22 protein-coding genes are annotated in these 20,654 nt (G+C 72.5%); 9 read left to right on the top strand and 13 right to left on the bottom strand.

Annotated elements, in window-relative coordinates:
• Nucleotides 1–166: 166 nt before the first annotated feature.
• From ACIP4X_RS20920 to ACIP4X_RS20980, 13 genes are all read right to left on the bottom strand, one after another.
• Nucleotides 167–1,843, bottom strand: coding sequence for an NAD(P)/FAD-dependent oxidoreductase (locus ACIP4X_RS20920; RefSeq protein WP_358730417.1), 1,677 nt, complete (start codon nucleotides 1,841–1,843; stop codon nucleotides 167–169).
• A gap of 33 nt (nucleotides 1,844–1,876) precedes the next feature.
• Nucleotides 1,877–2,587, bottom strand: a complete 711-nt coding sequence (locus ACIP4X_RS20925; protein WP_358730418.1) for a DsbA family protein — start codon at nucleotides 2,585–2,587, stop codon at nucleotides 1,877–1,879.
• A 35-nt stretch (nucleotides 2,588–2,622) separates the two neighbouring features.
• Nucleotides 2,623–3,369: a 3-oxoacyl-[acyl-carrier-protein] reductase gene (gene fabG / locus ACIP4X_RS20930; protein WP_358730419.1), complete on the bottom strand. Its 747-nt coding sequence runs from the start codon at nucleotides 3,367–3,369 to the stop codon at nucleotides 2,623–2,625.
• Between the two features lie 76 nt (nucleotides 3,370–3,445).
• The gene (locus tag ACIP4X_RS20935) at nucleotides 3,446–3,949 is read right to left on the bottom strand and encodes a 3-hydroxyacyl-ACP dehydratase FabZ family protein (RefSeq protein WP_358730420.1); all 504 of its coding nucleotides are present in this window, start codon (nucleotides 3,947–3,949) and stop codon (nucleotides 3,446–3,448) included.
• Nucleotides 3,946–4,368, bottom strand: a complete 423-nt coding sequence (locus ACIP4X_RS20940; RefSeq protein ID WP_358730421.1) for a hypothetical protein — start codon at nucleotides 4,366–4,368, stop codon at nucleotides 3,946–3,948. Before ACIP4X_RS20940 ends, ACIP4X_RS20935 begins: the two co-directional genes overlap by 4 nt.
• The gene (locus ACIP4X_RS20945) at nucleotides 4,365–4,628 is read right to left on the bottom strand and encodes an acyl carrier protein (RefSeq protein WP_100570035.1); all 264 of its coding nucleotides are present in this window, start codon (nucleotides 4,626–4,628) and stop codon (nucleotides 4,365–4,367) included. Before ACIP4X_RS20945 ends, ACIP4X_RS20940 begins: the two co-directional genes overlap by 4 nt.
• A 68-nt stretch (nucleotides 4,629–4,696) precedes the next feature.
• On the bottom strand, nucleotides 4,697–5,800 hold the full coding sequence (locus tag ACIP4X_RS20950) for a beta-ketoacyl synthase N-terminal-like domain-containing protein (RefSeq protein ID WP_391460100.1): 1,104 nt from the start codon (nucleotides 5,798–5,800) through the stop codon (nucleotides 4,697–4,699).
• 27 nt (nucleotides 5,801–5,827) lie between these two features.
• Entirely contained in the window at nucleotides 5,828–6,868 is a 1,041-nt protein-coding gene (locus ACIP4X_RS20955; protein WP_358730423.1) for a thioesterase family protein, read from the bottom strand.
• A gap of 21 nt (nucleotides 6,869–6,889) precedes the next feature.
• Entirely contained in the window at nucleotides 6,890–7,738 is an 849-nt protein-coding gene (locus ACIP4X_RS20960; protein ID WP_358730424.1) for an alpha/beta hydrolase, read from the bottom strand.
• Nucleotides 7,735–8,697 (bottom strand): beta-ketoacyl synthase N-terminal-like domain-containing protein, encoded by a 963-nt coding sequence (locus ACIP4X_RS20965; protein WP_391460097.1) that lies wholly within the window; start codon nucleotides 8,695–8,697, stop codon nucleotides 7,735–7,737. Before ACIP4X_RS20965 ends, ACIP4X_RS20960 begins: the two co-directional genes overlap by 4 nt.
• The gene (locus ACIP4X_RS20970; RefSeq protein ID WP_391460095.1) at nucleotides 8,694–9,869 is read right to left on the bottom strand and encodes a beta-ketoacyl synthase N-terminal-like domain-containing protein; all 1,176 of its coding nucleotides are present in this window, start codon (nucleotides 9,867–9,869) and stop codon (nucleotides 8,694–8,696) included. Before ACIP4X_RS20970 ends, ACIP4X_RS20965 begins: the two co-directional genes overlap by 4 nt.
• On the bottom strand, nucleotides 9,866–11,122 hold the full coding sequence (locus ACIP4X_RS20975; protein ID WP_391460094.1) for a beta-ketoacyl synthase N-terminal-like domain-containing protein: 1,257 nt from the start codon (nucleotides 11,120–11,122) through the stop codon (nucleotides 9,866–9,868). Before ACIP4X_RS20975 ends, ACIP4X_RS20970 begins: the two co-directional genes overlap by 4 nt.
• A 55-nt stretch (nucleotides 11,123–11,177) precedes the next feature.
• Nucleotides 11,178–11,429: an acyl carrier protein gene (locus tag ACIP4X_RS20980; protein ID WP_358730428.1), complete on the bottom strand. Its 252-nt coding sequence runs from the start codon at nucleotides 11,427–11,429 to the stop codon at nucleotides 11,178–11,180.
• A gap of 378 nt (nucleotides 11,430–11,807) precedes the next feature.
• Between ACIP4X_RS20980 and ACIP4X_RS20985 the strand changes: the two genes are divergently transcribed.
• The 9 genes from ACIP4X_RS20985 to ACIP4X_RS21025 all read left to right on the top strand — a co-directional run bounded on the left by ACIP4X_RS20985 (nucleotide 11,808) and on the right by ACIP4X_RS21025 (nucleotide 20,621).
• Nucleotides 11,808–12,992 (top strand): cytochrome P450, encoded by a 1,185-nt coding sequence (locus tag ACIP4X_RS20985; protein WP_358730429.1) that lies wholly within the window; start codon nucleotides 11,808–11,810, stop codon nucleotides 12,990–12,992.
• Nucleotides 12,993–13,126: 134 nt separating this feature from the next.
• Nucleotides 13,127–13,351, top strand: a complete 225-nt coding sequence (locus ACIP4X_RS20990) for an MbtH family protein (RefSeq protein ID WP_358730430.1) — start codon at nucleotides 13,127–13,129, stop codon at nucleotides 13,349–13,351.
• Between the two features lie 114 nt (nucleotides 13,352–13,465).
• The gene (locus ACIP4X_RS20995) at nucleotides 13,466–13,660 is read left to right on the top strand and encodes a ferredoxin (protein WP_401349917.1); all 195 of its coding nucleotides are present in this window, start codon (nucleotides 13,466–13,468) and stop codon (nucleotides 13,658–13,660) included.
• A gap of 450 nt (nucleotides 13,661–14,110) precedes the next feature.
• On the top strand, nucleotides 14,111–14,953 hold the full coding sequence (locus tag ACIP4X_RS21000) for a LuxR family transcriptional regulator (protein WP_358730432.1): 843 nt from the start codon (nucleotides 14,111–14,113) through the stop codon (nucleotides 14,951–14,953).
• Nucleotides 14,954–15,434: 481 nt separating this feature from the next.
• Nucleotides 15,435–18,464, top strand: coding sequence for an ATP-binding protein (locus ACIP4X_RS21005; protein WP_401349921.1), 3,030 nt, complete (start codon nucleotides 15,435–15,437; stop codon nucleotides 18,462–18,464).
• An 80-nt stretch (nucleotides 18,465–18,544) separates the two neighbouring features.
• Nucleotides 18,545–18,979: a roadblock/LC7 domain-containing protein gene (locus ACIP4X_RS21010; RefSeq protein ID WP_358730434.1), complete on the top strand. Its 435-nt coding sequence runs from the start codon at nucleotides 18,545–18,547 to the stop codon at nucleotides 18,977–18,979.
• Entirely contained in the window at nucleotides 18,976–19,353 is a 378-nt protein-coding gene (locus ACIP4X_RS21015) for a DUF742 domain-containing protein (RefSeq protein WP_391460087.1), read from the top strand. Before ACIP4X_RS21010 ends, ACIP4X_RS21015 begins: the two co-directional genes overlap by 4 nt.
• Nucleotides 19,331–19,951 (top strand): ATP/GTP-binding protein, encoded by a 621-nt coding sequence (locus ACIP4X_RS21020; protein ID WP_358730436.1) that lies wholly within the window; start codon nucleotides 19,331–19,333, stop codon nucleotides 19,949–19,951. Before ACIP4X_RS21015 ends, ACIP4X_RS21020 begins: the two co-directional genes overlap by 23 nt.
• 73 nt (nucleotides 19,952–20,024) lie before the next feature.
• On the top strand, nucleotides 20,025–20,621 hold the full coding sequence (locus tag ACIP4X_RS21025) for a GAF domain-containing protein (RefSeq protein WP_358730437.1): 597 nt from the start codon (nucleotides 20,025–20,027) through the stop codon (nucleotides 20,619–20,621).
• Nucleotides 20,622–20,654 lie beyond the last annotated feature (33 nt).

Consider the following 20,654-nt stretch of genomic DNA (forward strand, 5'->3'; position numbering starts at 1 on the left):
CGATCGGGCGCATCCGGGCCGGGCGGGCGAGCAGATCTCGCCCCGCGCCTGGGACGTTACCGCTCACCGCGGGTACGGGAACGGCCTTATAAGAAGCCTCGATAAACCATCGCCGCAGGTCGCCCGAGCAATTACCGGAAAGGGCGTCCCGGCCGGGAACACCGGTTCAGCCGGGGTGCGTTCCGCGGCGGGCTCGGCCCCCGCACAGGCGCAGCGGGTCCCAGTCGGGGCCGCGTGCGGGAAGCCGGCCCGGGTCGCCCAGCACCGCGCCCGCGTGCACCTCCGGCAGGAGCGGGCGGCCGAGGATCTGCCCGGCGCAGGCGATGCCGCTGACGGCGGCGCCGGTGATCCCGCTGCCGTAGCGGGTGCTCTGCCCCACCACGTACAGGCCGGTGACGCTGGTCCGGGTGTCCGGCCTGGCGCCCGTGCCGCCCCAGCGGGCCAGCCCGAAGGGCGAACCGCCGGTCGACCGGGTGTAGCGGCGCTGCGTGGCCGGGGTGGCCAGCTCCAGATGGGTCACGTACCGGCGGAAGGGGCCGAGCGCGCGCTCCGCGGTGGCCAGCATCGCCTCGGTGACCCGCTCCTTCTCCGCCAGATACGCCGGGTCGCGGCGGTACGGCCCGCCGTGCTCGGACGCGGCCGCCGCGCCCCACGCCTCCAGCGACCGCGGACACAGCGCCATCACCTGGAAGTTGGCGTGCCCGGGCGGCCGGACGGCCGCGGTGTCCGGGTCCTTGAGCGAGGCGAACGAGATGAACACCGACGGCGGCGCGTCGAAGCGCCCCGCGGCCAGTCCGCGGAACGCCTCCTCGACGTCGGCGTTCCCGTGCCACCACAGGTTCGGTCCGGTCCTGCCCGGCAGTTCCCGGTCGAGCCCCACGTAGAGCACCACCAGGGGGAAGCCCGTCACCGCGGTCCGGGCCCGCCTGCCGATCGACGCGGGGAAGTGCTCCTCGCCGGCCAGTTCCCGGACGGTGCGCACATAGTCGGCGTTGGACACCACGACCGGCGCGCGCAGCTCCCGCCCGCCGTCCAGCACGACACCGCACGCCCGGCCCCGCTCGACCAGCACCCGGTCCACCCGGTGCCCGGTCCTGACCGTGCCGCCGTGCCCGGTGATCGCCTCGGTCAGTGACGCCGCCAGCATCTGGCCGCCGCCGACCGGATAGGCGGCGCCCCGCAGATAGTGGTCGGTCACGCTCGCGTGCATGCCGACCGTGGCCTCCTCGGGGCCGATCCCGTAGTTGAGCGCCTGCGCGGCCAGCACGGTGCGCGCGGTGGCGGACAGCCCGCAGTGCTCGAAGAGTTCGCGCAGCGTACGGCGGCCCCAGGCCACCGCGGTCGGCGTACGGCGCAGCACCTCGGCCGGTTCGGCACCCGCCGCGGACAGCAGCGTCCAGCGCATCTCGGCGCCGACCGCCGAGCACACGGCCACGAACTCCCGCAGCCCGTCCTCGTCCGCCGGCAGCACCTCGACGAGCCGGTCCAGATAGCGGTCCCAGCCGACGGGTACGGACATCCTGAGCCCCGGCAGGACCACCTCGTCGAATCCGTCCGGGTCCATCTCCCGGAACGTGACGCGGTCGCCCAGGCCCAGTCCCCGCAGGATCGACGGCAGGACCCCGTCGGGCCCGCAGTCGCCGATGTAGTGCACCCCGGCGTCGAACTCGTAGGCCGAACGACGGCGGAAGACATGGCTGTTGCCGCCCAGCACCCCGGCCTGTTCGAGCACCAGGACCCGCCGGCCGGCCACCGCCAGGTACGCGGCGCAGGTCAGTCCGCCCATGCCGCTGCCGACCACGACCGCGTCCCAGTCGTCCGCGAGCCGGTGCTCGTCGCTCATCGCGCCCCCTCGGGATCGTCTCGGTGGGGCGGCTCAGCCGCAGCCGCCGGCGTGACCGGCGTCCGCGCCCGCCGCGGCCATCCGCGGCAGCGCGGCCGACTCCTCGTCCGGCACGGCGACGGCGGAGCGCGGAACACCGCGCAGCGCGGCGACGAACCCGTCCACCCGGTCGACGCCCCAGAACTTGTCGTGGCCGTGGACGAAGAACGGCACCCCGAACAGGCCGTCCTTCACCGAGGCGGCCAGGATCTCCACGCCCCGGGCGCGCAGTCGCGGATCGTCGGCCGCGCCCGCGGCCCGGTCCGCGTCCAGGCCCAGTTCGTCGGCGAGCGAGCCGATCACGGCCGGGTCGGAGATGTTCTGCGACTCCTGCCAGCGGGCGCGGTAGACCCGGTCGACGAACTCCTTGCCCTTCCCGGCGTCCTCGGCCACCAGATAGGCCAGGTGCGCGACCTCCCAGACGGGTTCCCGGTCGATCGGCCAGGTGACGTCGAGCCCGCGGTCCTCGGCCAGCCGCCGGGCGTCCTGGAGGATGTAGAAGTTCTTCTCCCGCGCCATCGGTACCAGCGGCAGTTCGGTCCCGGCCCGCGCGAGGAGTTCCTCGCTGCGCGCGTCCGGCTCCCAGAACGGGATCCACCGCACGCTGTCCAGGACGTCGGGATGGTGCTTCTTCAGATCGTGGTGGGCGAACCAGGAGTACGGGCTGCGCAGGGAGAAGTACCAGCGGGGCGGCTTCTTGGCCATGACGGCGTCCTTCGGTGGGGAGTGCGGGGATGGGCTCAGATGGTGATGCCGCCGTCGACCTGGAAGACGGAACCGGTGATGTAGCCGGCGCGCTCGGAGGCCAGGAACGACACCAGGTCGGCGACCTCGTCCACGCCGCCGAATCGGTTCAGGGGGATGGAGGCCAGCATCTGCTCGCGGACCTTGTCGCTCAGCACCGCGGTCATGTCGGTCTCGATGAATCCGGGGGCGACCACGTTGGACCGGATGCCGTAGCGGCCGACCTCCTTGGCCAGCGACTTGGCGAAGCCGATGATCCCGGCCTTGGTCGCCGCGTAGTTGGACTGGGTGGCGTGGCCGTGGACGCCGGCCACCGAGGAGATCAGCACCAGTGAGCCGGAGCGGCGCTTCATCATCTCGAACACCACCGAGCGGCAGACGTGGTACGTGCCGTCGAGGTTGACCGCGAGCACGTCCTTCCACTGCTCGTCGGACATCATCAGCAGCGGGTTGTCCCGGGTGATGCCCGCGGCGGTGACCGCGACGTCGACCGTGCCCAGGGTCTCCTGGGTCTCGGCCACCCACGCGCGCACCGAATCGGGCGAGGCCACGTCGACCTTCCTGGCCAGCACCCGGACGTCGAACTCGGCGAGTTCCTTCTCCAGGGCGGTCGCGGCCTCGTCGTTGGACTGGTAGCAGAAGCTGACGTCGTGGCCGTCGGCGGCGAGCCGCTTCACCACGGCCCGGCCGATGCCGCGCGAGCCACCGCTGACCAGCGCGACCGGCTTGGTGTCCTGTGCCATCGGGCGTTCCTCCTTGTCGGCAGCTTGTCGGCTGCATACCGGCCGCATGTCGGCTGCATGCCGGCAGTGGATCGGCTCAACCGGCGGACGGCAGCAGCCGGCCGGAGGGGCGGAACGCCATCACCATCCGCTCGACCGACATCACCACCTCGCCGTCGCACGAGGTCTCGCCCTCGAAAATCGCGGTGTCGGACAGGGCGCGGGAGAGCCGGGCCCGGTGCAGGAGCACGTCCCCCGGCAGCACCGGCCGGTGGAACACGACCCCGGAGAGCCCGCCGAGCAGCATCACCCGGTCGGTCTCGTACGCGTCGCCCTGCTCGCTCTGCTCGCTCTGATCGGCGGGGGAGCGCCAGGTCGCCAGGATGCCGGCGGTCTGGCCCCAGGACTCGATCAGGAGCGTCGGCGGGTACTGAAGGCAGACGCCGGCCGTGTGCGCGCCGACGCCGCGGTAGCAGTGCTCGTTGCGGGTGACGGCCTTCGTCGCGGTGACACTCTCGCCCGGAACCAGGTCGACGACCCGGTCGACGAGGAGCATGGGGAACCGGTGCGGAAGCAGGCGCTCGACCTGGACGGTGTTCATGCGGCGACCTCGCCGGACAGCCGCAGCCGCACCGAGGCGGCCTCTCCCCGCTCGGTGCCCGCCGTGGCCCGGCAGCGTACGCCGCCCTCGTGGTCGCGCAGCTCCAGGCGCACGGTGAGCAGATCACCGGGGAGTACGGCGCCGAGGAAACGGGTGGACTCCACCGCGAGCAGCCGGGGTTCGGGCATCCCCGACTGCTCGGCCACCGCGAGCGCGGCCCGCTGGACGCACTCGACGATGCAGACACCGGGGAAGATCGGGAAGTCGGGGTAGTGGCCGGCGAACACCGGCTCCGCCGCGTCGATCGCGACGGTGGCCACCGCGCTGAGCACCGCGCCCCCCGCGGCGTCCGGCGCGGACCGGGCCACCGACGTCAGCTCGATCCCGGCATCCACCGGGGAGGGCTTCGGGACGGTCACGCCGACACCGCCAGCTTGCGTTCGAGCAGCGCGCGCGCCTGGCTGAAGGTGCGGGCCGTCCGCATCTCCTGCTCGGTGAACTTGACCTGGTACTTCTTCTCCAGCACCACGACCAGTTCCAGCAGCAGCAGCGAGTCGACCTGCAACTCCTCCACGAAGTCGGTGGCCTCCTCTATGTCGGTGGCGTCGACGTCGATCACATCGGCCAGGGTCCGCCGCAGTTCTTCCTTGTCCAGCTTCTCGAAAGGCTGTGCCGTCATGACTACCGCTCTCCTCCGTTCGTTTCGTTTCCGGTACGGCCCGGTCGGTTCCGGGCACGGCCCGGTGCTCAGCGCAGCCGCAGCAGGGCGCAGCCGGTTCCGCCGTCGCGTTCCACCGCGGTGACCACAGCGACCCGCCCGGCGGCACCTGGTGTCCGCTCGGCGACCGCGAGCACGGAGGCGATCTGAAGGCTCACCGACGCCGCCGACGCGTCCCCGAACAGCTCGGTGTTCGGCACCTGTTCGAGCGCCGCGTCCCCGAACACTTCGGCCAGCACCTCGCGTTCGCGCGCGCCGAGCTCGTCGCCCGCGCCGCACGGCACGGCCGCCCACACCTGCGACGGTTCCACCCCGGCGCGGTCCATGGCGCGGCGCAGACAGGAGCCGAGCACCATCGGCAGCCGGCCCTCGGCGAACACGCCGCTCTCCACGGCGAGCACCTCGGCCAGCACGTGTTCCGCGGCGACGGCCTCCTCGGGTTCGAGGAGCAGCATGCCGGCCCCCTCGCCGAGCAGCGCCGGCCTCTCCTCGTCGGCCCGGGTGTGCCACTCCAGCCAGGACCGCTCGTTGGAGTACTCCTCCGCGGAGCCGCACAGCACCGCCTCGGCCCGGCCCGCGCCGAGCAGTCTGCGCGCGTAGTTCAGCGCGAGCAGCCCGGCGAGCCGGCCGCCGGCGATGGTGGCGTTCGGGCCCTTGATCCGGTGCCGGATCGCACACTGGCCGGCCGCGCAGTTCATCACCGTGTTCGGCATCTGCGCCGGGTCGACGAAGTACGGCTGCTCACCGGTCAGCGAGTCCCGGGTGAAGTCCATCATGCTCTGCGCGCTGCCGGTGGTGGTGCCGAGCACGACGGCCCCGCGGTCGCCGGTGGCGACCTCGCGGTTGCGCTCGGCGTCGTCGAGCAGCGCACCGACGGCGCTGACCGCGAGCCCCGTCACCCGGTCCATCGACCGGGTGCCCTTGCGGCCCAGCGCGGCACGCGGGCTGAACCCGGGCACCAGCCTGGCCCGTTCGTCGGGCACCTGCCACTGCTCGGGGTCGATCCGGACGGCGGTCTCACCGCCCGTGTGCATCCCCTCGACGAACGCCGCTCGCCCCATCCCGAACGGGGACACGGCCGACCAGGCGGTGATCACCGGTCTGCGGGCGGCGCCCTTGGTGTCGCTGCTCATGACGACAGCTCCTTCCGACAGGTCGGGTCAGCCGGCGGCGGGGGCCTTGCCGCCGAGCGCGGCCAGCACCTCGTCGTCGAAGGTGACCAGGGACCAGTCGCGCTCAGGCGACTCCTTGGTGACATAGCCGTGGGTGATGTGTCCGGTGGCGACCGGCACCAGCGCGCCGTCGCGCACCACGTAGCAGTCCATCCGGGCGGTGAACAGGACGGCCTTGAAGATGTCCTCGACGGTGAAGACGGTGTACAGCTCGTCCTCGATCCGCACCTCGTCGGTGAGTTCGATGTCGCACTTGGTCACCACCGGGATCCAGCTGCGCTCGTCCAGCAGGCGCTGGATGGCGATGCCCCGGTCGGCGACGAACAGGTGCAGCACCTCCTCCATCTGCCGCAGGAAGCCGGACATCTGCATGTGGCTGGTGAAGTGGCAGTAGAAGTACGGCACGCGCCACTTCCAGCCGAACGCGTTGTCGTCGCCGATGATCTCGGCCAGCACCGGGTCGGCGGAGCGGGTGGTGACACCGCGCTGCGCGGACAGGTCGATGTTGTCCACCGGGACGGCGGCGAGCTGCTTCGGCGTCGCCTCCCCCAGCCGCGGCACCACGAAGCGCGTCAGGCGCTCGGGCAGCGGCTTCGGGTCCGGTACGTGTTCGATGGCCCGGAGGGAGACCTCGACCTTGCTGGTCACCGCCTTGCGCGGCGCGCCGTCCCGCTCCACGGTCCCGGTGAGCGCGAAACGCAGCCGGGTGTCGGAGTCCTTGGTGACCGGCCTGACCTCGACGGCGACCGTGTCGTCCAGGGTGAGCACCGTGTGCAGCCGGGTGTCCACGGACACCACGTCGAAGCCGGCGCCGTACTCGACGTAGAGGGTGGTGGCGCCCAGGCCGGCGGCGCGGAAGTGCTCCAGCACGGCAGCCTCGAGCAGGTAGTGCACGTGCTTGAAGCCGATGGTGGTGCTGATGTTGCCGCCCTCGTAGGACGGCCGCAGCGAGAAGTGGCCGGTGGCGTCGAAGAAGTCGTTCAACGACTGCTCGGTCGGCTCGGGGGCACTGCTGATCGGGGACGTCATGCTGCTCAGGCTCCTGTTCTGTCAAGCGGGTTGGTCGACGGCCGCGGGCGCGGGGCACCCGATCGCGTCGAGGAACTCACCGAGGGCCGCGGAGAAGGCGTCCGCCTGCTCCACCATCGGGAAGTGGCCGGCCCCGGGGATGAACCGGCAACGGGCGTCGGGGAGATCGGCGGCGAGCGCCGTGCTCTCGGCGGGGACGGCGGTGAAGTCGTCCACCCCGCCGATCACCAGTGTGGGCACCGTGATCAGGTCGGTGCGCAGCCAGGGCGTGTGCAGATAGCTGCGGAAGAAGCTCAGATAGCCGTACGGGCCGACCCGTTCGCAGACCCGCTGCGCCATGTCGCCGCGTAGCGAGGGGTCGAGCCGGGGCCCGGCCACCACCCGGATGCCCTCTTCCATGGTGCGGCGGAAGTTCTCCAGCATGTCGCCGACGACGCCGTACTCGAAACTCTCCGGATCACGGCGGTAGAACGGAGACACCAGCACCAGGCCCTCGATGCCGTGACGGGCGAACGGGTCGCCGCCCCGGGCGAGTTCCTCACCGAGCAGGTCGAGGAGCAGCACGGTGGAGAAGGAGTGGGCCACCACGATGCCGGCGCCGCCGGGCACCTGCCGGAGCGCGTCGGCGACCGCCCGGGAGGCGTGCGGGCCGTAGGCCCAGGCCGGTGACCGTCCGCCGCCCCACGGGAGTTCGGCGGCCCACAGGTCCAGGCCGCCGGCCTCCCGCGCGGCCAACGCGTCCCACACGGAGGAGCTGTTGGCCAGTCCGTGCAGCAGGAGGGCACGGGTACCGCCGGTGGGCCGTTTGCGGTGCACCGCGCACGCCAAGTGGCCGGCCGGGTCCCGCGGCTGCGGCCGGTCGTGGCTCACCGCGCGTCTCCGGGGGCGAGCAGGAGGAGTCCGGCGACACCGTCGTCCTCGCGGCCGGCCAGCGCGTAGAGGGGGCCGGGCTCGCCCGCGTCGAACCGGCCGGTGGCGGCGGCGCACTGCGCCAGGCCCAGCGCGCCGGAGAGCGTGCCCCACCCGTCGGGCATCCGGTGCCGGGGAACCCCGGCCAGCAGCCCCGCGGGCGGTGCGGTGCCGCCGGCGGTCTCCGGCGGGTACCAGCCGGCCGGGGTGCCGCCGCCGAGCGCGTCGAGCCGTCCGACGCACTCCTCGACTCCGCCGGTGCGTACGAACCCGCCCAGGCCGGCCCTCGGCCGCACCCCGCGCGCCCGCGCGGTCTCGGCGCGCTCCAGGACCACCGCGACGGCGCCGTCCACGATCCGGTCCGCGCCGACCAGCGCGCGCACCACCTCGTTGTCCGGTTCGACCCCGACGACCAGCACCTGCTCGGCCCGTCCGGAACCCAGCAGTCCCGCGGCCCAGCGCAGCGCGTCGAGCCCGGAGGAGTCTCCGTTGCAGACGGTCAGGTTCGGGCCGCCCAGCTTGAAGCGGATGGCGATCTCGGAGGCGACGATGTTGCTGGAGGCGTTGGGGCTGTCCATGGGACTGGTGCCCCGGGTCGTCTCGGCCGCGATGGTCGTGACCACCCGGCAGACGGTGTCCGCGTTGCCGTAGTTGGACGCCACCACGACACCGACGCCGCCGCCGTCCACCAACGGGCCTTCCGCGTCCCGCAGTCCGGCGTCGCAGAGTGCGGCGAAGGCCGCGCACAGTCCGAGCCGGGTGGCGCGGTCCTTGTACTTCAGGCCCTTCTTGCCGAGCAGGGCGGCCGGGTCCACCGGCTCCGCTGGAAGGTCAGGCCCGGCCACCAGGTCCTCGGTGCCGGCCACCCCGGGCAGCGCCGGGCCCACACCGCTGACCACGATCCTCGGGAACTCGTTCACCGGGCCGCCTCCACGATGGCCACCGCGTTCAGTCCGCCGAAGCCGAAGCCGTTGACCTGCGCCACCTCGACGCGACCGGTGGCCTCGGTGGTGTGCACCAGCCGCAACGCGCTCACGTCCTCGGTCGGTCGGTCGAGTTCGGTCACCGGCGGGATCCGTCCGGTGGACATGGCCCGCAGGGCCGTGATGAGGCTCAGCACCCCGGCCGAGCCCGCGGTGTGCCCGGTCATCGACTTGACGGCGGTCACCAGCGGCACCCGCTCGTGCTCGCCGAAGACCTCGCGCAACGCCCGTACCTCCACCTCGTCGTTGAGCGGGGTACCGGTGCCGTGCAGCATGACCAGGTCCACGTTCTCCGGTTTCACCCCGGCCCGCCGGTGCGCCTGCCTGATCGCGGCGGCGACCCCGGCCTGGAGGGGCGCGGTGGTGTGGTGGGCGTCGCAGTTCACGCCGACCGAGCGCACCCGCCCGTGGACCCGGCGGTGGCCTTCCGGCCGGCGGGCCAGCACGATCGCGCCCGCGCCCTCGCCCAGGATGGTGCCCTTGCGGTCGACGTCGAAGGGTCTGAGCCGGCCGGGCGGCTCCGGCTGGAAGGCGTCCGTCAGCCCGAACATGCTCTCGGTGATCGAGTCGGTGCCGGCCACGATCACGTGGTCCACGGCGCCGGTGTCCAACTGGTCGACGGCGAGCGCCAGCGCGTACAGCGAGGCGGAGCAGGCGTTGGAGAAGGTGTGCGTGTCGACCGCGCCGAACCGTTCCCGCAGGGCGGTGCCGAAGTGCATCCGCCCGGATGGGGGTCCCCCCTGCCCGAGCGGAGCCGAGGGCTTGGGGGAGAACTCGGCGCCGTCGCGCCACCACAGCTCCAGCGACCGCAGCTCCCGCAGCCCGGTGCCGACCAGGATCGGCACATCGCGGAGGTCCTCACCGAGACCGGCGTCACGGGCCGCCTGACCGACCGCGTCGAGCAGGAACCCGGTCGCCCGGCCCGGCACGTCCACGCCCGGCGCGGGCCGGTCGTCGATCTCGAAGAGATGACCGGCCTTGAACTTCGACCGGTCGAAGCCGCGCAGCGGAGCCAGCCCGCTCCGCCCAGCACACAGACTCTCGAACAGCTCGGACGGGTCGCGGCCGATGCTCGCGACCGCGCCGATTCCGACGACGGGCCGGCTCATGAGGCCTGCTCCTCGTACTTGGCGAGGATCACGACGGCGTTGTTGCCGCCGAAGGCCATTCCGTTGTTCTGCACGATCCTCAGATCGGCGTCGACGGCGTGGTTGGGCACGCAGTCGACCTCGCACTCGGGATCGGTCTCCCGGTGGTTGATGGTCGGCGGGATGAACCCGCCCTCGACGGCCAGGGCGCAGGCGATCGCGGCGAGCGCGCTGGCGGCGCCCATGGTGTGGCCGAGCATCGACTTCAGCGAGACGGTGCGCGGCGGGGCCTCGCCGTAGACGTCGCGGACCGCGCGGGTCTCGGTGACGTCGTTGGCCTTGGTGCCGGTGCCGTGCGCGGAGATCAGATCGACCTCGGACGGCTTCACCCCGGCGTTGTTCAGGGCCAGTTCCATGCAGCGGGCGATGCTGCCCTGGTTGGGCGCGACCGGGTGGTCGGCATCGCAGTTGAGTCCGTAGCCCAGGACCTCGGCGTGGATGGTGGCACCGCGGCGCAGCGCCGACTCCAGGCTCTCCAGGACCAGTACGCCGGCGCCCTCACCGGTCAGGATGCCCTTGCGGTCCTTGTCGAACGGCCGGCAGCAGTCCGGGGCGATCGTGCCCAGCCGGTAGAAGCCGGCGAAGGTCTTGCGGCACATCGCGTCCGCGCCGCCGCACAGCGCGAACTCCACCTCACCGGTGCGTACCGCGTCGAAGCCGTAGCCGATGGCGTAGTTGCCCGCGGCGCAGGCGGTCGGGATGGTGACCGCCTCGACGTCCTCCAGGCCCAGTTCGTGCGCGACGGCCGTGGCCAGCCGGCTCGCCGGGACCCGCCGGACCACCCGCGGGTCCATCTTCTCGGGGCCGTGCTCGATCTCGGTCTCGACCAGGCGGTCGAGGTCGTGCGACTCCCCGTCGGTGGACCCGATGGAGATCAGTCCGCGCCGGCCGCGCAGGACGTCCTCGTCCAGTCCGGCATGGGCGACGGCCATCCTGGCCGCGGCCACCGAGAAACGGGTGGCGGGGCCGAGTTCGTCGACGTCCAGATTGCGGATCCACTGACGCGGCTCGAAGCCGACCAGTTCGCAGCCGTTGGCGTGGGCGAAACCCTCGGTCGCGAACCTGGTGATCGGCTTGGCGCCGCTGAGTCCGGCCCGCAGCCCCTCGGCGAACTCGACCGCGCCCACACCGATGCTCGAGAAGACTCCGAAGCCGGTCAGGACCACGCGATGCGCTGGTGGTGCCGACCCGTTGCTGGTTGCAGTTGCACGCATGGTCTCTCCGTCCGGTTTCGATCGGCGGTGCCGCGGCGGTACCGCTCGGTCGTGACTACTTGCCGGCGGCTTCCGCGACGACCTCTTCCACGCCCTTGAGATTGACCATGCGGCCCAGTTCGGCCTGGTCGATGACGACGTGGAAGCGCTTCTCCAGCGCGGCCAGGATCTCGATCGCGCGCAGCGAGTCGGCGCCGTGGTCCTCCTTGAACAGGCTGCTCTCGGTGACCTCGTCCTCCTCGAGCTCGAGAATGTCGCAGACGATTTCCTTGATTTTCTCGGACGTGCTCTCCGCGGAGGTCGTCATATCGATCCTGCTCCCTCGTGATGGTGACGCCGGCCCGAACGGGCCGCGCATGGAATGGACGAGTTCGATCACCAGGGCCGGTACGGAAGTTCCCCGTTCGTACCGGCAATTCCGTCTGGAATTCGGCGCATCACTCACACGCCTCGGTGAACGTAGCCGGGGTGAACCGGCGTTCACCAGACCGGTACGAAGAATTCGAATCAGCCACGCGTGGCCTGTCCCGAGCGGTACATCGAAGATTCCTCATCAGCGCTGACGGGTGCGTCCGGCCCGGCCAGGCTGGTGGGCCGGACGTGCCCCGCGAGCAGTGCGGCGGCTCACCGGACGACCGCAGGGAGGGCATCGATGGCAGCCGGCGGAGCGCTTTCGAAGCACTGGATGTTCAGTGACGCATACACCCAGGACCCGTATCCGACCTTCGCCGCGCTGCGCGCCGAACAGCCGGTGACCATGGTGCAGACGCCGGACGGAGCACGGGCCTGGGTGGTCACCCGGTACGAGGACGTCCGTAACGCGCTGGCCGACCCGCGGATGAGCCGGGACATCGGGAACCTGTACCGGGCGCTCGGCCGGCAGATCGGCAAGGAGCTGCAGCCGGCCGACGAGATCAGCCACCATCTGGCCAACTCGGACCCGCCGCGGCACACCCGGCTGCGCAAGGCGCTGGTGTTCGCCTTCACGCCCAAGCGGGTCGCGAACATGCGGCCCAGCCTGGAGAAGGTCGTCGACGGACTGCTCGACGAACTCGCCGTGCAGCCGCGTCCGGATCTGCTGGCCGGTCTCACCGAGCCGCTGCCGATCATCGCGATCGCCCAGCTGCTGGGCGTTCCGGCCTCCGACTGGCGGCAGTTCAAGGTCTGGTCGAACACGATGCGGTCCACGGACGCGGCCGATCCGACCGGTGTGCTGGCCGAGCACACCCGGCAGCTGTCTGCGTACATGGCCGACCTGATCGCGGACAAGCAGCGGCATCCGACCGACGACCTGGTCTCCGCGATGGTGCACGCCGAGGGCGACAAGCTGCTGACCCCGAAGGAGATCCTCTCCACCGCGTTCGCGCTGATGACCGGCGGCAACGAGACCACCACCGCCCTGGTCACCGGCTGCTTCGTGGGACTGCTGACCCATCCCGAGCAGGCCGCGCGGCTCAAGGCCGACCTCGATCGGATCCCCCGGGTCGTGGACGAGTTGATCCGGTTCGCCGGCCCCATGATGTACACCCTCCAGCGGCTGACCCTGGAGGACGTCGAGATCGCGGGCACCACGATTCCGGCGGGCGAGATCGTGATGCTCTCCCCGGCGAGCGCGAACCACGACCCGGAGGCCTTCCCCGACCGGCCGGACGAACTGGACATCGACCGCCCGAAACCGGTGCACCTCACCTTCGGCCACGGCATCCACTACTGCATCGGAACGCATCTGGCGCGGGCCCAGGCGGAGATATCGATCCGGCGCGTCCTCGAGCGTTTCCCGGACGTCCGACTCGCCGTTCACCCGTCGGAACTCCGTTATCAGCCCGCCCTGCTCGTCAGGTCCCCGGCCGCGCTTCCCGTCCGGCTCTGACGATTCCCGGCGGCTGCCTCGTTCGACATTCAACCGTCCGGGAGGATCGAAATCACCGATACGAAGGATTCCCTCAATCGCCCGGGGAGAAAACCCCGTTCAGGCGGACCGCATCGCAGGATGGAGAAGGGTATATGAGCACCAATCCTTTCGAGGACAACGACGCCGACTACTACGTGCTGGTCAACGACGAGGGACAGCACTCGCTCTGGCCGGCCTTCGCCGAGGTTCCGGCCGGCTGGACGGTCGCGCACGGCCGGGCCGGCCGGGAGGCGTGCCTGGAGTACGTCAACCAGAACTGGACCGACATGCGGCCGCTCAGCCTGGTGCGTGAGATGGAGGCGGCGGCGGGCGAGTAGCCGCCGGCCGCGGGCTGACCCGTGCGTGCGGCGGACCCACCCGTGGGGGGGTGCCGCCGCGCCCGCACAGGTCGGCCCTTTTTCCGGCCCCGAGGGCGTTCTGAGGAGGAAGTCATGAAGGTTCTCATCGACCAGGACACGTGCGTCGCTTCCGGCCAGTGCGTGCTGACCGCCGCCGACGTGTTCGACCAACGCGACGAGGACGGCATCGCCGTCCTGCTCGACGCCACCCTGCCCGCCGGCCGCGCGGACGACGTCCGGCAGGCCGCCGCGGTCTGCCCGGCCCGGGCCATCCGCCTGGAGGAGTGAGGGAGGGGCCCACCGGAAGGGAGTCGCGGGAAGGGGGCGCGAACAGCGGCTCCGGCCGCCTCCGGAGGTTTACTTCCCGGCAGAACTTTCTTTGCTCCAGGGGCCGTTGACGTGGAACATGTTGCCGAACTAGCGTCCCCTCCAGTTCACAGACATCATACGTGTCCCAGGTGGGCCCCCACGTCCCATGAGGGCTGGGGACTCGCGCCCGAACCGTCGGCGCCTGCCGTCCCAATCGCGCGGCCCGGCGGTCGGCAGTGCGCGAACGGGGGCGCGGGCGCGGCCTTCCCCGGGCATGCCCCTCGCCGTACGGTCGAGCACTCAGGCGCAGCCAGATCCGGCCAGACGGGGTGAGGAATGCGGAACCAGTTCGGGGGAAGGTCGCATGAACACGGGGGAGCCGGCCGGGAGGGGGCGGGCCGGCACGACATGGACAAGGTCTTCCTTGACGTGCATTCCCTGATCCTCTCCACGGTGGCGAAGCACCGGGAGTACCGGGAGCACCGGGACGGAACCTCCGGTGAACCGCTCGCCACCGCGCTGAACCCGGTGGACGCCGAGATCCTGGCGGCCGCCGTGGAGTTGGCGGAAGGGGCCGGACGCACCGTCGACGCCGTGGTCGCCTTACCCGGTCACGCGGAGGCCGTCTACGCGATGCTGCGCGAACTGCTGTGCAGACGTGGCGACCTGGTGCGGCTCCGGATCCTGTGCACCCGTGACACGCTCGACCACGAACTGGTGCGCGAGCTCGCCCGCAGGGGGCGCAAGTCCGTCCGCATCGCCCGCATTCCGCTGATGACGTCCCTGATCGCCGACGGCCGGACGACGCTGGTGTGCACCGAGACGGCCGGCGAGCGCCAGGCGTCCGTCCTGCGGGCGTCCTCCGTCACCCAGTGCGGCCGGACCCTCTTCGACACCGTCTGGAGTCACGCGGTCGACGCCACCGCCTGGGTGTGCCTGGGCGCCCACGCCCGCGTCGAACTCGTCCAGCAGATACTGCACTACCTCCACACCGGGGCCACTGACGAGGCCGCCTCGCGCGAGCTGTCCATCTCCGTGCGCACCTATCGCCGGCACATCGCCACCATCATGGAGATCCTCGACGCCCGGTCCCGGTTCCAGGCGGGGGTGCGCGCCGCCGAACTCGGCCTGCTCACCCCCCGCGTCCGACCGGGCGCGGAACCGTCCCGCGGACGCACTCCGGCGGGCTGGGCGGCGGGCGGCAGCACACCGCCACAGCGAGGCGCCTACTCCCGGCCGCCCTGCGCTCCGTCCAGTCCGTACCGCAACTGACCCGGCGCCACTCCTACGAGCCCGATCCCGTCGCCGATCCCAGCTCCTGACGCGTGCTCCGACACACCGGGTGACGGTGCGGAGAGTGCCGGTCGGGGGAGGAGAGGAGCCGGGACCGCTCCGGCCGGACGAGGCCGGACCGACGGCGCGGCGGACGGCGGGGCCGTCGAGGGAGAACCTCCGGCCCCGCCGTCCGTTCGTGACCGATTCTGACCAGGCAGGATCGCTGCCCTTTCGGTTCGCTGCCGTATGGCGGCGCGAGTGATCGCTCTGTCGTGCGAACGCTCATACCAGAGCGGGACCCTTCCTGGGGGAATTCGCCAACTGTCCACTTCACCTGGCGCGTTGGTGACTACTGTCAGTGGCCGTGGGGCGACGCGGAGCCGTACACACGCCGCTGTCGACCGGCACAGCGATGGCGCATGCCCGCTCGCGCCCCGGGCGCGAGTACACAGGCCCGACGGACCCGTACGAGGATCAGATGTCTCACCTCCGTGCACCGGCCGCCCGCGCAGACCGCCGTGAGGGCGGGCGGCACGGGCGGCCGGTGACCCGCACCGTCCCCTCGCTGCCCGAGACCCGCCTACGGCCTCAGCTGCTGCGTCTGGCGGTGCTGCCGCCGACCTCGGTCGCGCTCAGCGCCGGCGCGGCCGTGCTCTTCACCGTGCGATCCACCGGCGCACGCCCCGGTCCCGTCCTGTGGGCCGTGCTCGCCGGAGCGTTCGCGGTCACGGTCGCCGGCATCGCGATCGCCGCCGTCGCCGCCGGCCGGGCCGCCCGGTCGGTGCACGACCGGATCGGCGTCCTGCGCCGCGGCACCGAGCACCGCGAGGCCGAACTGCGCGGGCTCGTCGAGGCCCTGCGCCGGGGTGACACCCTGCCGCGCCGCAAGCCGCACGGCGGCCCGCCCGAGGACACCGACGAGATCGACCTGCTCGCCGCCGACCTGGCACGCGCCCACGACGGGGCCCTCGCCGCCGTCGTGCACGCCGCCCAGCTCTCCAGCCGCACCGGCAGCGAACAGAAACTGGAGGTCTTCGTCAATCTCGCCCGGCGCCTCCAGTCCCTGGTGCACCGGGAGATCTCCATCCTCGACGAGCTGGAGAACGACATCGAGGACCCCGACCTGCTCAAGGGCATCTTCCATGTCGACCACCTCGCCACCCGGGTCCGCCGGCACGCCGAGAACCTCGCCGTCCTCGGCGGCGCCGTCTCCCGCCGCCAGTGGAGCAACCCGGTCTGCATGACGGAGGTGCTGCGCTCGGCCATCGCCGAGGTCGAGCAGTACTCACGGGTCAAGCTCGCCCCGCCGATCGAGGGGCGGCTGCGGGGCCACGCCGTCGCCGACGTGATCCACCTGGTCGCCGAACTCGTCGAGAACGCCACGCTGTTCTCCGCGCCGCAGACCCAGGTCCTGCTGCGCGCCAGCCTCGTCACCTCCGGACTCGCGGTGGAGGTCGAGGACCGGGGCCTGGGCATGCCGGTCGGCGAGCAGCTCCGGATGAACGCCCTGCTGGCCGACCCCGACCAGGTCAACGTCGCGAGCCTGCTCGCCGACGGCCGTATCGGGCTGTACGTGGTCTCCCAGCTCGCCAGACGGCACGGCGTCCACGTCCGCCTGCAGACCAACATCTACGGCGGAGTGCAGGCGGTCGTCGTCCTGCCGCAGGCCCTGCTGGGGGCGTCGACGGGAGCCTCCGGCACGTCGTTCGGGGCGCTGGACACCGGCGCACGGCCCGCGGTTCCCGGGCCGTACGGTGGACCGCCGGCCCTGAACGGCGGCGGCGCCCACCGCGCGCCGACCGTCTCCGGGCGCCCCTCGCCGAACCCCGCCACCGGCCTGGTCGGCGCCCCCGCCCGCCCCGGCGACACACGCCAACGCGACGGCGGCATGCACCCGGTGGCGAGCACACAGCCCCCCGGCGTACCCGCACCCCACCGACCCCCCGGCACCCCTGGAGCCCACCGGCCCCCGGTCGCACCCCACGCGAACGGCGCCACTGGGCCCGCCACGCCCATGTCTGCGCCGCAGCCCGGGTCCGGGGATGGCGGACGGCTGTCTGTGTCCCAGCACGGGGCCGGGGATGACGGACGGCTGTCCGTACCTCTGCACGGGGCCGGGGACGATGGACGGCTGTCCGTACCTCTGCACGGAGCCGGGGATGCCGGACGGCTGTCTACGCCCCCGCCCGCGGTCGGGGGTGGCGGGCCGGAGTCAGTGCCACCGCCCGGGGCCCGGTATGGCGGGCCGACGCCCATGCCTGGGCCTGGGGTCGGGGAGGGTGTGCCTGCGCCCATGGCTGCGCCTGGCGTCGGGTATGGCAGGTCGGCGCCGATGTTCGTGCCCGGAGCAGGGAGTGGCATGCCGGTGTCCGTCCCTGCGCCCGCACCCGGGGGCGATACGCCGGTGTCTGTGCCCGCGCCTGTGGCCCGGGATGACATCCCCGGGGGTGTGCCCGCGCCCGTCTCCGGCGGCGACACGTCCGGGCCCGTAGCCGCGCCTCCGTCCGGGGCCGACGCGCCCTCGTCCATGGCCGCGCCTCTGTCCGGCGGTGACGCGCCTTCGTCCGTGCCTGCGTCTGTGTTCCGGCGCGACTCACCCATGGCCGTGCCTGCGCCTGTGGCCGAGGGCGGCACGCCCTTCTCCGTGCCCGCGCCCGCGTCCGGCGGGGACATGTCGGGGCGCGTAGCCGCGCCTGCGTTCGGGGCCGAGGCGTGCTCGTCCGCGGCGGCGCCTCTGTCCGGCGGTGACGCGCCTTCGTCCGTGCCTGCCTCTGTGTTCCGGCGCGACACACCCATGGCCGTGCCTGCGCCTGTGGCCGAGGGCGACATGCCCTTCTCCGTGCCCGCGCCCGCGTCCGGCGGCGACATGCCGTTCTCCGTGCCCGCGCCCGTGCCTGGAGGCGACGCGCCCATCCCCGTACCCGCGTCCATGCCCGGCGGCGAGAGCCTGGGCCCCGGCGGTGATCTGCTGCCCGCTCCCGCCTCGCCCGGCGGCGTGCGACCCGGTGAGTCCGGGGCCGCCGACCGCGATCAACGGGAGCCTCTCGAACCCCTGCCGCGGCGGATCGCGCGGGAGGGGCATGACAATCCCGCCGAGGCCGTGCCGGGGATCCGGCCCGCCGACCGGGCCGCCGTGGCGGCGAACGCCGGTGCGCCGCCCGTTCCGCGCGGCGGAGCGGTGCGCGGCATCATGGCGAAGCCCCAACTGCCCCGGCGGCGCGCCCAGGAGCACCTCGTGCCGCAACTGCGCGATGCCCCGGTGTCACGCCAGGAGTCCGGGTACGTCACCGGCCACGACCCCGGGCTGATGGCCGCCTTCCAGCGCGGGATGGGCCTCGCGGAGTCGGAGCAGCGCCGGGAGCCGAGCCCCGCGCATGAGCCGCACTCCCCGGACGCCGGGCACCCCGCGTATCCCCTGGACGCGTCCGGGCCGGCGGAGGCGCGGCCCGTGCTCCTGCCGGGCCGGCACCGCACCGTCCGGCACGACGGGAGCGAGCCGGCCGGATGACCACGAGCCCGCCCAGCCCCGCCACCACCCCCGACCCCAGAGCTTGCGCAGACCTTCGGACCCCAAGGAGTCGATCCACCATGGCGAGCGATGCGCCGACCGGCCGTGTCTCCGACCTCGACTGGCTGATGAGCGGCCTCGTGCAGCGCGTACCGCACACCACCAGCGCGGTCCTGCTGTCCTGCGACGGGCTGGTGAAGTCCGTGCACGGACTCGACCACGACAGCGCCGACCACATGGCCGCCCTGGCCTCCGGCCTGTACTCCCTCGGCCGCAGCGCCGGTGTCCGCTTCGGCGACGGCGGCGAGGTGCGTCAGGTCGTCGTCGAACTGGAGGCGACGCTGCTGTTCGTCACCACCGCGGGCACCGGCACCTGTCTGGCCGTGCTCGCCGGCCGCGAGGCCGACGCGGCCGTGCTCGGCTACGAGATGGCGATGCTCGTCAAGAGCGTCCGCCCCTACCTCGAGACCGCACCCCGGCAGCACTCCGTCGAATCCCGGGCGCCGCGGCCTTGAGCGCGACGGCGGCCGGCGACAGGCCCTGGCTCGACGACGAGGCCGGACGGCTGGTGCGTCCCTTCACCGTCAGCGACGGCCGCACCCGGCCCAGCGTCGCGCTCGACCTGATGTCCCAGGTGATGGCCACCGGGGCGGCGCCGCCGGTCCACCTCGGCCCGGAGCACGGCCAGGCACTCGACCTGTGTCGCGCCCCCCTCCCGGTGGCCGAGATCGCCGCCCATCTGAAGCTGCCTGCCGTGGTGACCAAGGTGCTGCTGTCCGATCTCGTCGACTGCGGGGCGCTGACCACCAGGCCCCCCGCGTACCACCACCACCCCACCGACCGGGCTCTACTGGAGGCAGTGCTCGATGGACTACGACGACAGCTCTGACTACGACGACGGCCCCGACCCCTTCCCCACCGCACTGAAGATCCTGGTGGCGGGAGGGTTCGGGGTCGGCAAGACGACCTTCGTCGGCGCGGTCAGCGAGATCGCGCCGCTGAGCACGGAGGAACTGCTCACCACCGTCAGCGCGGCCACGGACAACCTCGACGGCGTGGAGAACAAGGTCGAGACGACCGTCGCGATGGACTTCGGCCGCATCACCCTGGACCCGCGGCACGTGCTCTACCTGTTCGGCACGCCCGGCCAGGAGCGCTTCTGGTTCATGTGGGACGAGTTGTGCGAGGGCGCCCTGGGCGCGGTGATCCTCGCCGACACCCGCAGGCTGGAGGAGTGCTTCGCCGCCGTCGACTTCTTCGAACGGCGCGGCCTCGCCTTCGTCGTCGGCGTCAACGAGTTCGACGGCGCCCACCGCTACGACGCCGAGGAGGTCCGCGCGGCCCTCGACCTCGACCCGCGGATCCCCGTGGTCCGCTGCGACGCCCGTATCTCCAGCTCGGGCATCCGGACCCTGCTGACCCTCGTCCGGCACCTCATCGCCCACGCGCCCGCCGTCCCCGCGCCGGCCCGGGGCGCGCACGGATGACCCCGGCACACTGCCCCCGCCCACCGTCACGGAGCCCGTACATGACATACGCCGACAGCGACGGAGCCCGGCCATGAGCTACGACCCGCCTCGCCCGGCCGGTCGCCTGCTGCTGACCCCCGAGGACAAGGACGCCCCCGCCCGCACCGAGCGGCTGCGCCGACTGGGCCTGGGGGAGCGGCCCGAGCCCGCTCTCGACGCCTTCGCCGACCGCCTCGCCGCGTTCACCCGGGCGCCGTACGCGATGGTCAACTTCCCCGACGAGCAGGGGCAGTTCTTCGCCGGACTGCACCGGCCCGAACGCGATGTCCTGACCGTCGACACCGACACCGGGGGCGACGGCGACGGAGGCCGGCCTGAGCTGGGCCGCCGGCTGGCCCGCGACTACGGCTTCTGCCCGCACGTCGTGGTGCGGCACAAGGCGCTGGTCCTCGAGGACGTCCGCGACTATCCGCGGTTCGCGGGCAACGCGATCGTGGACGAGTTCGGCATCCGCTCCTATCTGGGCGCCCCGCTCATCGACAGTACGCAGATGGTGCTCGGCACGGTGTGCGTCGTCGACGTCGAACCGCGGCCGTGGGGCCGGGAGGGGCTGCGGACCATCAAGGCGGCCGCCGCGGAACTCGCCCCGCGTCTGGAACGCGGGGAGACCGAGGGCTTCCTGTTCTGACCTGCCCCGATGTCCGGGAACGGTGTGAAGCGG

It is taken from the genome of Streptomyces sp. NPDC088817, assembly GCF_044750345.1.
GTDB lineage: Bacteria > Actinomycetota > Actinomycetes > Streptomycetales > Streptomycetaceae > Streptomyces.